Here is a 12908-nt window from a genome sequence, read left to right as displayed (position 1 = left end):
CACGTCGCGCGGGCGGGCACCGCCGGAGCCGCCGGTACGGATAGTGTTCATAGGCGATGCGCCACACCCCTGGGGAGCCGGAATGAGCGGCGGTCTGTACCGCAGCGCGAACGCGACCGGTCCGGACGGGCCGCCACCGGGTGACGAGGCGGTACTGATCTCCACCACGCCGCCGGACGAGATCGGCGCGCGCCTGCCCGGGGGGAACACCCAGCAGGTCGAGGGGTCGGCGGCCGGCAACAGCGCGATCATGGCGATCGGCAGCCTGGTCAGCCGGGGCACCGGGTTCCTGCGGACCCTGGTGCTGGGCGCCGCGCTCGGTGGCGGCCTGGTCGGCGACGCCTACGCCACCGCCCAGATCTTCCCGGGGATGGTGTACGAGTTCCTCCTCGGCGGCGTGCTCACCAGCGTGGTGGTACCGGTGCTGGTGCGCCGGCGGAAGTTCGACCCGGACCGCGGCCAGGCGTACGCGCAGCGGCTGCTGACCCTCGCCGTCGTCGCGCTCGCGGCGGCCACCGCGCTGGCCATGCTCTGCGCACCGCTGCTGACCATCGTGTACGCGACCGGCCAGCAGAACGCCGACTGGCGCTCGCTGGTCACCGTGCTGTCGTACCTGATGATCCCGATGGTGTTCTTCACCGGCCTGTCCGCGCTGATGGGCGCGGTGCTGAACACCCGCGGGCACTTCTTCGCGCCGATGTGGGCGCCGATCCTCAACAACCTCGTGGTGATCGGCACGGTCGGCTTCTACATCGCGGCGTTCGGGGCCAAGCAACTCGCGCCGTCCCAGATGACGCCGGGGCGGATCGTGGTGCTCGGCGGCGGCGCGGTGCTCGGCGTGATGATCCAGGCGGCCGGCCTGCTGCCGGCGCTGCGCCGGGTCGGCTTCCGCTGGCGCCTGCGGTTCGACTTCCGCGGCCTCGGCCTACGCGAGCTGGCCCGGATCGGGGTGTGGAGCCTGTGCTACGTCGCGGTCAGCCAGCTCGGGCTGATCGTGGTGACCAACCTGCTCAACCGCGGCGGGGGCAAGCACGCCGGTCCGCTGATCTACAACAACGTCTACCTGTTGCTGATGATGGCGCACGGCATCATCGGGGTCTCGGTGATCACCGCGCTGATGCCCCGGATGAGCGGCGCGGCGGCGGACGGCCGGCGCGAGGATCTGGCTTCCGATCTGTCCCGCGGCACCCGCACCATCGCCGCCGTGCTCGCCCCGGTCGCGGTCATCTACATGGTGCTGGCCCTGCCGATCTCGGTGGTGCTGTTTCAGCACGGCGCCTACAACCGGGACAACGCGGTCGCCACCGGGCACGTGCTGCTGGTCGCCGGGGTGGCGCTGGTGCCGTTCTCGCTGAGCCAGCTGTACACCGTCGTGTACTACGCGATGCAGGACACGAAGACGCCGGCGCTGGTGAACATCCCGATCGTGGTGTTCCGGGTGATCGTCCAGATTGTCCTGTTCGCCTGGCTCACCACGGAGTTCGCCGCCGCGGGTCTGATGCTCGGCAACGCGATCTCCTATGTCGTGGGATTCGGCGTGTCAGCGCTACTGCTGCACGGCCGGGTCGGCCGCCTGGGCCTGCCGGTCATCGTCGTGTCGTTCGCCCGCATCGCGGTCGCCGCGCTCGGCGCCGCACTGGTCGGGCTGCTCGTGGTGAAGGTGCTGCCCGGCAGGGACGTCATGACGTTCGAGCAGGGCCTGGTCCAATTGATCGTGGGTGGTGCCGCGATCGGGGCGAGCTATCTGGCCCTGGCGGCGGTGCTCCGGGTGCACGAGATCGGTGCGGTACTCGCGTTGGTCAAGGGCCGGCTGCGGCGGTGAGCCGGCGACACACGCCCGCACACGCGGCGGGCTGGCGCGCTCGGACGGGTCACGGGAGGAAGATGACGTGTCGGGAGTCTGGCAAACGCGAGTAAGGTCGCACTCGACGCGGGCGCGCAACGCCTAGGCTATGAGGCAACGGCTCATGGCAACGCCTGAGCACCAAGGGAGGAACGGGTGACCCAGGTCGGCGAAGGCCATCAGGACGCCGAGTCGGCGCCAGTGATGACCTTCGGTGCGCCCACCGCCGGCGAGGTACTCGCCGACCGGTACCGGTTGGAGGAGCACGTCAACGACGACAGTGCCGGCCGCAAGGTCTGGCGCGGGGTCGATGTGGTGCTGCGCCGGCCGGTGGCGGTCGTGCTGCGCTACCCCGGCGGCGAGTCGGCCGCCGAGATGCTGAAGGCGGCGGTGACCGCCAGTCGGGTCGTCCACCCCAACCTGGTCGGCGTCTACGACGCGATCGACGAGGAAGAGCGCGCCTACGTGGTCCGCGAGTGGGTGGACGGCGCCTCCCTGCGTGAGCACGTGGCCGACGGCGTGTTCGACCCGGAGCGGGCCACAACCGTGGCGCACGCGATCGCCTCGGCGGTCGCCGCCGTGCACGCCACCGGCATGGAGCACGGCAACATCCACCCGGGCAGCGTGCTGATCGCCAACGACGGCCGGGTGGTGCTGGCCGACGCCCGGGCGGACGGCGACGCCACGCCCGAGAGCGACGTGCGCGCGATCGGCGGCGTGCTGTACTTCGCGCTGACCTCGCACTGGCCGCACCTGGAGGCCGGGCAACGCAGCCTGCCGGACGCGGTGCGGGACGGTACCGGCGCGCTCGCCGCGCCCCGGCAGATCCGTGCCGGCGTGCCGGCCGTGCTCGACGAGCTGGCCATGGACCTGCTGGACCCGCAGGTCACCCCGCCGGCCGCGGACACCCTCGCGGCCGAGTTGGCCCGCCTGGACAACGCCGGCGAGGAGCCGTTCTACGAGGAGGCGGGCCCGCTGCGGTTCGCCGAGGAGGACCCGGCGACGGAGCCGTCCCGGCCGCCCACCCGGAAGATCGCGATGGCCCTCGGCGCGCTGCTGGCGATTGCCGTGGTCGGCCTGCTGGTCGCCGTGAACACGCTGTCCGGGTCCGGCACGCCGGACGAGAAGCCGACGGTGAACCCGGGCGCGGTCGCCCAGGCGCCCAGCCAGGACGCGACCGGCGGGTCCGCCGGCGACGACACCGGCCCACCCAAGACCATCAAGCTCAGCGCCGATCAGGTGCGCATCGTCGACCCGGACGGCCGGCGCAACGAGTTGGACGACGCCGGGCACATGGTGGACGGCAAGCCGGACACGGCGTGGACCACCGACCGGTACGTCACCGACAGCCACTTCGGCAAGCTCAAGCGCGGCATGGGCGTCCTCATCGACCTCGGTCAGGAGCGCTCGGTCACCTCGATGCGGGTGGAGTTGACCGCCACCGGCACCTCGGCCCGCCTGCTGACCGGCACCGCCGCCGACCCGGGCAGCAGCAAGTCCGGCGACAACCAGGTGCTCAACCAGTACAAGACGGCGATCGGCGACCCGTTCGACGACTTCGACGGCACCACGATGGTGTTCAACGGCTTCTCGCCGGACCAGAAGTACCGGTACCTGCTGCTGTGGATCACGGACCTGCCGTCGACCCGGGACGGCGGGTTCAAGACCGGCATCAGCGAGATCACGGTCCAGGGTCGGTAGCGGCACGCCCCGGTCGCGCGGGAGCGGACCGGGGGCGTCACGACGGTAGGGTGCACCCGTGACCGAGGGTGGCCGGAGTGACGAGGCGTTGCTACGCGCCCACGTTGACGGCGACCCGGAGGCGTTCGCCGAACTGGTCCGCCGGCACCGGGACCGGCTCTGGGCGGTGGCCCTGCGCACCGTGGGCGACCGGGAGGAGGCCGCCGACGCCGTGCAGGACGCGTTGTTGTCCGCGTACCGGGCGGCCAAGCGGTTCCGGGGCGACTCGGCGGTCACCACCTGGCTGCACCGGATCGTGGTGAACGCCTGCCTGGACCGGGCCCGCCGCCGCCAGGCGCGCCCGGCGGTCCCGCTGGTGACCGCCGAGCAGCAGCCGGCCGACGCCCCGCGCGCCGGTGTCCGGGAGCCGGCGGCGCCCGCGGTGGACCACGACACCGCCCTGGTCGTGCGGGAGGCGCTGGCGGCCCTGCCGCTGGAGCAGCGGGCCGCCCTGGTCCTGGTGGACCTGCAGGGCTACTCGGTGGCGGACGCGGCGCGGGTGCTGGGCGTCGCGGAGGGCACGGTGAAGAGTCGCTGCTCCCGGGGTCGGGCCCGGCTGGCGGTGGCCCTCGGTCACCTCCGCCCGGCGGGCCGGGGCGGCGACCGGCACACCGGTACCGGGAACGACACGGGCGTTTCCGGCGTCCAAACATCCGCGACGGGCGCCGACGGGCGCCGGGGATCACCGGAAGGGCGGGCGCGGTGAGCGGCGGTGAGCGGTTCGGCGAGGTCGATGTCGACCTGCTGGCCGACTACGTCGGCGGCGCGCTGGACGGCGCGGCCGAGGCCGACGCCGTGGCCGCGCGGATCGCCGCCGACCCCGCCTGGGCGCGCGCACACGAGGAACTGACCGCCGCACTGGCGGCGGTGGAGAGCGATCTGGCCGACCTGGCCGAGGCCACGGAGCCGATGCCCGCCGACGTGGCCGCCCGGATCGACGCGGCGCTCGGCACAGCGCACACCTCGTCAGCCGGGTCCTCGGTCGGGGGCGATCGCCCCCGGCTGACGGTGATCGATGGTGTGGGCGACGACCGGCCCACGGCCCGCCGGCACCGCCGGTGGAGCCGCTGGGCTGGCGGCTCCGCGGCCGCGGCGGCGCTGGTCGCGATCGCGGCGCTGGGCGTGAACTCCATGCTTACCGGCGGCGCGTCCGACGAGGCCGCGACCAGCGCCAGCGCCCCCGACGCCGCCCCGTACCAGGCCGAGGACAGCGGCGCCGACTCGGACAGCGCCGGTCGCGACAGGTCCGGCGGGACCGATCGGCGGCTGGTGGCCAGCGGCACCGACTACCGCCGGGGCAGCCTCGGTGCGGCGGCGTCCGTGCGGGCGGCGACGCCGCTGGAGGCCGCCGGGAGCGGCGGGAACCCCACCGTGCGCCCGGCGCCGGCCAGCCTGGCCGCGGCCCCGCCGCCGGGCACTCCCCAGGCGCTTTACCGGCTGGCGCAGGAGCCCGGGCTCACCGATTGCCTCGGCGCGGTGGTCGCCGCCTACGGGCAGCCGGGCGCCGCCGTCCAGGTCGTGGACCTGGCCACCTTCGAGGGGCGACCCGCCGTCGTGACCGTGCTGGTCGGCGGGGACGGCAGCCGCGTCGCCTGGGTGTCGGGGCCGGATTGTGGCACGCCGGCCGCGGGAGCCGACACGATGTACACATCGGCCGTACCCTGAGGCAAGGCCGCGAGCACCGGGTTGACGAGCACCGGTTGAGATGGCCGCCACGCCGGGCTCCCGATCGGGAATCCCCGTTCGTACGATGGCGTTCTGCCGACAGCGCCCCCTGCTGACAAGGCAGGGGTGGACGAGCCGGCCCGGCCGGCGCGCATCAGACGAGGAGTTGCTGTGGACGAGGTCCGCGAACTGATCATCATCGGATCGGGCCCGGCTGGCTACACGGCCGCCGTCTACGCCGCGCGGGCCAACCTCAAGCCGCTGGTCATCGAGGGCGTGGCGTCCGGTGGCGCGCTGATGACCACCACCGAGGTGGAGAACTTCCCGGGCTTCCCGGACGGTGTCCTGGGCCCCGAGCTGATGGACCAGATGCGCAAGCAGGCCGAGCGGTTCGGCGCCGAGTTCCTCACCGACGACGCGACCCGGGTCGAGTTGCTCCAGTCGACGGCCGCGGGCGCCGAGGCGTACAAGACGGTCTGGGTGGGTGAGACGGCGTACTTCGCCAAGGCGGTCATCCTCGCGACCGGCTCCGCCTGGCGGCCGCTGGGCGTGCCGGGCGAGCAGGAACTGCTCGGCCACGGCGTCTCGTCCTGCGCGACCTGTGACGGCTTCTTCTTCCGTGAGCAGGACGTCGCGGTGGTGGGCGGCGGCGACTCGGCGATGGAGGAGGCCACCTTCCTCACCCGCTTCGCCAATTCGGTGACGATCGTGCACCGCCGGGACGAGTTCCGGGCGAGCAAGATCATGTCCGACCGGGCGCTGTCCAACGAGAAGATCAAGGTCGCCTGGAACAGCCTGGTGGACGAGGTGCTCGGCGAGGACGGCAGGGTCGTCGGCCTCCGGCTGCGCGACGTCCACGGCGGCCAGCCGCGCGACCTGCGGGTCAGCGGCGTGTTCGTGGCGATCGGCCACGTGCCGCGCAGCGACCTGTTCCGCGGCGAGGTGGACCTGGACGAGAACGGCTACGTCAAGGTCGAGGCCCCCAGCACCCGCACCAACATCCCGGGGGTGTTCGCAGCCGGCGATCTGGTCGACCACACCTACCGGCAGGCCATCACCGCGGCCGGCACCGGCTGTGCCGCCGCCCTCGACGCCGAGCGCTACATCGCCTCGCTGGAAAGCTGACCGCAACCTGCGGCAAACCCCCAAGGAGGACCTCAGTGGGAGCAACCAAGTCCGTCACGGACGCCAACTTCGTCAGCGACGTACTCCAGTCCGACAAGCCGGTCCTGGTGGACTTCTGGGCGGAGTGGTGCGCGCCGTGCCGCAAGGTGGCGCCGGTGCTTGAGGAGATCGCGACGGAGATGGCCGACCAGGTCACCATCGTGAAGCTCAACATCGACGAGAACCCGGAGACCGCGCGCGCCTACCGGGTGATGTCCGTGCCCACGCTGACCGTGTTCAAGGGCGGCGAGCCGGTCCGGTCGGTGGCCGGCGCGAAGCCCAAGGGCGACCTCATCCGCATGATCGAGGCGGCCCTGTAGTTCGCGGCACCGCCGCGGGGGCCGTCCGATCGGGGCGGCCCCCGCGGCGTTTTCGGCCCCGCTCACCCCGAGCGGGTGATCGTTTGCCGGCGCGTTGCCTTTGCCCCCGGCGCCGCCGGATGGACGGTGGGGGCGAGGGGTACGCTCCGGAGGCGTTTGCCCGATTCGCGGTTGAGGGAGGTCGCGCGTGCGTCGGATCCGGCATGGCGATCATGGGCCGGCCGTGGCGGAGATCCGTGCGATCCTCGTCGGCCAGGACCTGCTGCCCCAGGGCGGCGACCCCGGCGACTTCGACGCCGCCACCGAGACGGCGGTCCGCGCGTTCCAGCAGAGCCGCGGCCTGACCGCCGACGGCGAGGTCGACGACGAGACCTGGCGCGCGCTGGACGCGGCCCGCTGGCGGCTCGGCGCCCGGTCGCTGTACCAGTCGATCCCCGACCCGCTGGTCGGTGAGGACGTGCGCACGCTCCAGGAGCGCCTGCTGGAGATGGGCTTCGACGTGGGCCGGGCGGACGGCGTCTACGGCGCCCGCACCGCCCGTGCGGTCGCCCAGTTCCAGCGCGAGGTCGGGCTGCACCCGGACGGCGGCTGCGGGCCGCAGACGATGAACGCGCTGCGCCGGCTCGGCCGCAAGGTGGTCGGCGGCCGCCCGCAGTGGCTACGCGAGCAGGACACCTTCCGCCAGTCCGGCCCCAACCTGGTCGGCAAGACCATCGTCGTGGACCCCGGGCACGGCGGTCCCGACGCCGGCATCGTGGTACCGGACGGCCCCCTGCGCTGGACCGAGGCGGAGCTCGCCTACGACCTGGCCGCCCGGCTGGAGGGCCGGTTGGGGGCGGCCGGCATGCGGGTCCACCTGACCCGGGGTCCGTCGCCGGCCAGCTCGCCCAGCCAGTTGGAGCGCGCCCAACTCGCCAACGACCTCGGCGCCGACCTGCTCATCTCCCTGCACGTCGACGGCCACGCCAACCCCGGGGCCGACGGCGTCGCCACGTTCCACTACGGCACCGGCAATGGTGCCACCTCCACGGTGGGCGAGCGGCTGGCGGGCCTGGTCCAACGGGAGATCGTCGCCCGCACCGGGCTGCGGAACTGCCAGATCCACCCCAAGACGTGGGATCTGCTCCGGTTGACCCGGATGCCAGCCGTACGGGTGGATGTCGGATACCTCACTTCCCCCCAGGACCGGGAGCACCTGGTCGACCCGCTGTTCCGGGAGCAGGTGGTCGAGGCGATCGTCGCCGCGGTGCAGCGCATGTGGTACCCGCTCGACGCCGACGTGCCCACCGGCTCGATCGACGTGCGCCAACTGCGGGCGATGGTGGCAGCCGACAGCTGACGCCCCGTTACCCCCCGACGCCCCCCGGCGCCCCCGAGAGCACCGGGCGGCGTCAGAGGGTCCCGGCGGAGCGGGTGGCGGGCCGGACGGGGCGCAGCAGCGTCTCGGGGCTCATCGAGCCGAGCAGCTTCTCCAGCGCGTACTCCACGTCCGACTTCCAGGACAGGGCGGTACGCAGTTCCAGCCGCAGGCGCGGGTACCGCGGATGCGGGCGTACCGTCTTGAACCCGACCGACAGGAAGAAATCGGCGGGAGCCAGGCACCCGGTGCCCCGGGCCGGCGCCTCGGCCTCCTGCTCGCCGTACTTCGCGTCCCCGAACGCCTCGATCGCCTTGATGCCCCGCTTGGTCAGATCCCGGGCGACGCCCTGGACCAGCATCCGGCCCAGCCCACCGCCGGCGAACGGCGCCACCACGTGCGCGGTCATCAGCAGCGCGGCGTCGGCCGAGACCGGGGAGGTGGGGAACGCCATCGAGCGGGGTACGTAGGCCGGCGGCGCGTACATCACGAAACCGGCCGGCATGCCGTCCACGTACATCAGCTTGCCGCAGGAGCCCCACTCCAGCAGGGTCTGGCTGACCCAGGCCTCCTTCTCCAGGCCGGGGTCGCCGGTGGCGCACGCCCGCTCGGCGGCGACCGGATCGAGTTCCCAGTAGACGCAGCCCCGGCACGGCCGGGGGAGATCTTCGAGCGTGTCGAGTGTCAGGTTGACCAGGCGTCGCGACATCGGCCCGTCCTCGATACCTCGTCCGGCTCTTGCCCCCGGGGAATCGTACCCGGAAAGCCCGGCCACGGGGATGGAACTTCCGAGTAGGGCAGATCCATCGCGAACCGGACCGATCGCGTTATGCATGGTGACCGGGACGGGTGCCGGTAGTTACCATCGGAGTGCTGGCTCATCGGAGAACTGGCCGCCGGTCCGGCCTCCGGCGGTCCCCGCCGCGCAGGAGGTCCCGCCGTGACCCACCATCAACCCGCTCCGCGTTCCGGTACCACGCTGGACGACTACACCGATCGCTACGCCGACCGGGTGCGCGGGATGACCGCCTCCGAGATCCGTGCCCTGTTCGCGGTCGCCAGCCGCCCCGAGGTCGTGTCCATGGCCGGCGGCTCGCCGTACCTCGCGGCGCTGCCCCTGGACGCCGTCGGCGACATGCTCGGCCGGATCGGCGCCGAGCAGGGCCTCACCGCGCTCCAGTACGGCATCGGCCAGGGCACCCTGGAACTGCGCGAGCGCATCTGCGACGTGATGACCCTGTCCGGGATCGACGCGGCGTGCGGCGCCTCCCCGGAGGACGTGGTGGTGACCGTCGGCGGGCAGCAGGCGCTCGACCTGGTGGCCCGCCTGTTCGTGGACCCGGGCGACGTGGTGCTCGCCGAGGGCCCGACCTACGTCGGCGCGCTCGGCGTGTTCCAGGCCGCCCAGGCACGCGTGGTGCACGTGGCCATGGACGCCGACGGGCTCGTGCCCGAGGCCCTGGAGGAGGCGATCGCCGCGGTCACCCGCGCGGGGCGCCGCGCCAAGTTCCTCTACACGATCCCCACCTTCCAGAACCCCGCCGGAGTGACCCTGTCCGAACAGCGACGCGAGCGGATCCTGGACATCTGCGAGCGCGCCGGCCTGCTGGTGGTCGAGGACGACCCGTACAGCCAGCTCAGCTTCGACGGCGACGCGCCGGCCCCGCTGCGCGCCCGGCGCCGGGACGGCGTGATCTACCTGAGCACCTTCTCCAAGACCTTCGCGCCCGGGCTGCGGGTCGGCTGGATCCTCGCCCCGCACGCGGTCCGCGACAAGCTCGTCATCGTCTCCGAGGCCAACATCCTCTGCCCGAGCGCGTTCGCCCAGTCCGCGGTCACCCAGTACCTCACCACGATGCCGTGGCGCGAGCAGATCAAGGTGTACCGCGAGGTGTACCGCGAACGCCGGGACACGCTGCTCGCGTCGCTGGCCGACCTGATGCCCGCCGGAACCTCGTGGACCCGGCCGCAGGGCGGCCTGTTCGTCTGGGCCACCCTGCCCGAGGGCCTGGACGCCAAGGCCATGATGCCGCGCGCCCTCGCCGCCCGGGTCGCCTACGTGCCCGGTACCGGCTTCTACGCCGACGGCACCGGGCGCAACCACATGCGCCTGAACTACTCGTACCCCTCGCCCGAGCTCATCCAGGAGGGCGTCCGCCGCCTGGCCGGGGTGATGGAACAGGAGATCGCCCTGCGCTCCCTGTTCAGCGGGGCTTCGGGGCGGGACGGCACCGGCTCCGGCTCCGGTCGGCGCCGCCGGGAACGGACCGGCTTCGACGCGCCAGGCCCCGACTTGGCATGATGCCGCCATGACTGGCGCATCCGAAACCGGAGCAACCGAACCGCGCGTGCTGATCCTCGCCGGCGGCCTCTCCTACGAGCGGGACGTGTCGCTGCGCTCCGGCCGCCGGGTCCTCGACGCGCTGCGCTCGGTCGGCCACGACGCCGAACTGCGCGACGCCGACGTCTGCCTGCTCCCCGCCCTCCAGGCCGACCCGCCGGACGCCGTCATCATCGCCCTGCACGGCGCCACCGGCGAGGACGGCTCCCTGCGCGGCGTCCTCGACCTGTACGACGTCCCCTACGTCGGCTGCGACGCCCGCGCGGCCCGCCTCGCCTGGGACAAGCCGTCCGCCAAGGCGGTGCTCCGCGAGGCCGGCATCCCCACCCCCGACTGGGTGGCCCTGCCCCACGACCGCTTCTCCGAACTCGGCGCCGTCGCCATCCTCGACCGCATCGCCGACCGCCTCGGCCTGCCTCTCATGGTCAAGCCCGCCCAGGGCGGCTCCGGCCTCGGCAGCGCCGTCGTCCGCCAGATCAGCGAGTTGCCCCCCGCCATGGTCGGCTGCTTCGCGTACCACTCCACCGCCCTGGTCGAGCGCTATGTCTGCGGTGCCGACGTGGCCGTCTCCGTCATCGACCTCGGCGACGGCCCCCAGGCCCTGCCCGCCGTCGAGATCGTCCCCAGCAACGGCGTCTACGACTACGCCGCCCGCTACACCGCCGGCCTCACCACCTGGCACGCCCCGGCCCGCCTCCCCGAGGAGGTGGCCGCCCGGGTCGCGGAGACCGCGCTCGCCGCCCACACGGCCCTCGGCCTGCGCGACCTCTCCCGCGTCGACCTGATCGTGGACGAGCAGGGCCAGCCCCACGTCCTGGAGGCCAACGTCGCTCCCGGCATGACGGAGACGTCGCTGCTCCCGCTGGCGGTGCAGGCCGCAGGGCTCGACTTCGGCAAGGTTCTCGCCACGCTCGTCAGCCGGGCGGCCGCCCGGGCGCGGTCGGCCGCTTGATCACGCGCAGCACGCGGCCCTGTCCGCGATGCTCAGCGGCTGGAACGGACCTGGGCGCTCAGGCGCCAGCGGTCTCGGGAGCCTTCACCGGCTCCGGCGCGGCATCGCCGGCCCGCCCGCTCCCGTCGCCTTCCGCTGCCACGTTGGCGGACGGCGCGTCGTCGCCCACCGTTTCACTGTCGGACTTCCCTTCGCTCGCCGCGCCCGGTACCGGCGCCACCTGCTGGCCTGATGCCGCCGCTCCCGCAGTGCCGGAAGCGGAAGCCTCCATCCTCCCGGTCTGAGCCGGCAGGAAGCCGGTCGCAGCCGCCGCCCCGGACCGCGCAACGGCAGCCTTGGCCGCCGCCTCACCGGTGCCCGGCTCCAACTCCTCCGGACCCTCCAGGGGCAGCGCGGGCTCGGCCTCCCGCGCCGGCTCCGCGGCCGCCAGATCCACCGCCGGGGCCTCGCCGAAGGACGACGGTGCCTTCCACTCGATGCGGGGCGGCTCGGCCAGTGGGCGCCCGCCGAACTCGGCGAGCCAGGCGGCGATCAGCGCCAGGTTCTCCCGCCAGACCGATTCGGAAATCGGCGGCAGGATGTCATCCCACAGCGGGAGGAACGTGCCCCGCAACTGGAGCCGCCCGTACGGCCGCGCCATGAACCACAGGTGCAGGTGCGCCGCGCCGTCGCCCCACCGGTTCACGTGAACCCGCGCGACCCCGTCGATCGAGCGGATCGCCCGCTCCAGCCGGACCGTCATGACGCCCAGTTCGGCGGCGAGCAGGTTCGGCAGGTCCCCCAGATCCAGGTGCGAACGGGACTCGAGAATCAGCACCATCGGCAGCCCGGTGGGCCGGTCCATGGCGCGGACCCGCCAGCGCTCGCTGACCCAGATGTACTCCTCGTCCGGGGTGTTGCAGGAGACACAGTCGCTGCCGTCGTCGCCCTTGCGCGCGGGTTCGACGGCGACCGGCGGGTCGAGCGGCTTGACGCGCATCTGGCCCTCGAACGGAAACGAGGGCCACGACGTGAACGAAGGCAGCGGGGGGTTCTCGGGCACGGACCGACACTAGTCGAGCCCGGTACCCCCTGTCGCTCCCCATATCGGCCGGCTCGCCGGACCGTCCACAGGCCCGTCATCCACAGGGTGGATAACTCGCTGACCCGCAGTTATGCGGTCTTTACCGCCCGCCTGTGGATAACTCCTGTGGATGGCGGAGGTGGTCGCCGCCGCCGGTTCGATCCCCCTGTGGACGGCGGAGTCGGGCGGCCCGGTTCGGGGCTACGGTGCTGCTCTGGGCACGGCCTCCCGGCGGGGCGTCGGCACCCGTTGAGTCGGCGGCTCTTCTCGGCGGGTGGGCGTTGTCGGCCCCCGTCTGTTGCCACCGGGCGAGCCGGCGGGAAGGCGGGCTGGAGTCGGGCGATGTCACGGCCTGCTCCAGGAGCCGGGGCGCGAGACCGCCGGTGGCGCCGTTTCACGTGAAACGAAGGGATGGTGTTCTCGGCCGACGGGCCGGCTGGCGGGTCCGCTTCAAGACGGGATG

The 12908-nt window shown here is 73.1% G+C and carries 11 protein-coding genes; 9 read left to right on the top strand and 2 right to left on the bottom strand.

All coding sequences use genetic code 11. From position 1 onward, the window contains the following. The first annotated feature begins 82 nt into the window (after window positions 1-82). The 7 genes from murJ (at window position 83) to KJS59_RS04780 (ending at window position 8071) form a co-directional block, all read left to right on the top strand. The gene (murJ, locus tag KJS59_RS04810) at window positions 83-1822 is read left to right on the top strand and encodes a murein biosynthesis integral membrane protein MurJ (protein ID WP_213451075.1); all 1740 of its coding nucleotides are present in this window, start codon (window positions 83-85) and stop codon (window positions 1820-1822) included. Window positions 1823-2047: 225 nt separating this feature from the next. Continuing rightward, window positions 2048-3544 carry a protein kinase family protein gene (locus KJS59_RS04805; protein ID WP_213451224.1) on the top strand — a complete coding sequence of 499 codons (1497 nt, stop codon included), beginning with the start codon at window positions 2048-2050 and terminating at the stop codon, window positions 3542-3544. A gap of 58 nt (window positions 3545-3602) precedes the next feature. Next, the gene (gene sigM, locus KJS59_RS04800; RefSeq protein WP_213451074.1) at window positions 3603-4289 is read left to right on the top strand and encodes an RNA polymerase sigma factor SigM; all 687 of its coding nucleotides are present in this window, start codon (window positions 3603-3605) and stop codon (window positions 4287-4289) included. Continuing rightward, window positions 4286-5248 carry a hypothetical protein gene (locus tag KJS59_RS04795; protein WP_213451073.1) on the top strand — a complete coding sequence of 321 codons (963 nt, stop codon included), beginning with the start codon at window positions 4286-4288 and terminating at the stop codon, window positions 5246-5248. Before sigM ends, KJS59_RS04795 begins: the two co-directional genes overlap by 4 nt. A gap of 171 nt (window positions 5249-5419) precedes the next feature. Next, window positions 5420-6373: a thioredoxin-disulfide reductase gene (trxB, locus tag KJS59_RS04790; protein ID WP_213451072.1), complete on the top strand. Its 954-nt coding sequence runs from the start codon at window positions 5420-5422 to the stop codon at window positions 6371-6373. Window positions 6374-6408: 35 nt separating this feature from the next. Next, window positions 6409-6732, top strand: coding sequence for a thioredoxin (trxA, locus tag KJS59_RS04785; RefSeq protein WP_213451071.1), 324 nt, complete (start codon window positions 6409-6411; stop codon window positions 6730-6732). A 187-nt stretch (window positions 6733-6919) separates the two neighbouring features. Continuing rightward, entirely contained in the window at window positions 6920-8071 is a 1152-nt protein-coding gene (locus KJS59_RS04780) for an N-acetylmuramoyl-L-alanine amidase (RefSeq protein WP_213451070.1), read from the top strand. A 52-nt stretch (window positions 8072-8123) separates the two neighbouring features. Here KJS59_RS04780 and KJS59_RS04775 read toward each other — a convergent pair whose 3' ends face one another. Then, on the bottom strand, window positions 8124-8798 hold the full coding sequence (locus tag KJS59_RS04775; RefSeq protein WP_213451069.1) for a GNAT family N-acetyltransferase: 675 nt from the start codon (window positions 8796-8798) through the stop codon (window positions 8124-8126). A 312-nt stretch (window positions 8799-9110) separates the two neighbouring features. Here KJS59_RS04775 and KJS59_RS04770 point away from each other — a divergent pair, with 312 nt between their 5' ends. Then, window positions 9111-10391 (top strand): aminotransferase-like domain-containing protein, encoded by a 1281-nt coding sequence (locus KJS59_RS04770; protein ID WP_213451223.1) that lies wholly within the window; start codon window positions 9111-9113, stop codon window positions 10389-10391. A 7-nt stretch (window positions 10392-10398) separates the two neighbouring features. Beyond that, entirely contained in the window at window positions 10399-11382 is a 984-nt protein-coding gene (locus tag KJS59_RS04765; protein WP_213451068.1) for a D-alanine--D-alanine ligase family protein, read from the top strand. A gap of 58 nt (window positions 11383-11440) precedes the next feature. On the opposite strand, the gene KJS59_RS04760 is transcribed toward KJS59_RS04765, so the two are convergent. Beyond that, the gene (locus tag KJS59_RS04760) at window positions 11441-12202 is read right to left on the bottom strand and encodes a hypothetical protein (RefSeq protein ID WP_407073975.1); all 762 of its coding nucleotides are present in this window, start codon (window positions 12200-12202) and stop codon (window positions 11441-11443) included. Window positions 12203-12908 lie beyond the last annotated feature (706 nt).

This window comes from Rhizomonospora bruguierae, from assembly GCF_018397995.1.
Classification (GTDB): domain Bacteria; phylum Actinomycetota; class Actinomycetes; order Mycobacteriales; family Micromonosporaceae; genus Rhizomonospora; species Rhizomonospora bruguierae.
This window is presented reverse-complemented; position numbering and strand designations above follow the sequence as displayed.

What these genes read in the sequence shown, in the direction of transcription:
- KJS59_RS04775 (WP_213451069.1), bottom strand. Translation starts at nt 8,798, where the DNA reads ATGTCGCGACGCCTGGTCAACCTGACACTCGACACGCTCGAAGATCTC.
- KJS59_RS04760 (WP_407073975.1), bottom strand. Translation starts at nt 12,202, where the DNA reads ATGGTGCTGATTCTCGAGTCCCGTTCGCACCTGGATCTGGGGGACCTG.
- KJS59_RS04770 (WP_213451223.1), top strand. Translation starts at nt 9,111, where the DNA reads ATGACCGCCTCCGAGATCCGTGCCCTGTTCGCGGTCGCCAGCCGCCCC.
- KJS59_RS04765 (WP_213451068.1), top strand. Translation starts at nt 10,399, where the DNA reads ATGACTGGCGCATCCGAAACCGGAGCAACCGAACCGCGCGTGCTGATC.
- KJS59_RS04805 (WP_213451224.1), top strand. Translation starts at nt 2,048, where the DNA reads ATGACCTTCGGTGCGCCCACCGCCGGCGAGGTACTCGCCGACCGGTAC.
- murJ (WP_213451075.1), top strand. Translation starts at nt 83, where the DNA reads ATGAGCGGCGGTCTGTACCGCAGCGCGAACGCGACCGGTCCGGACGGG.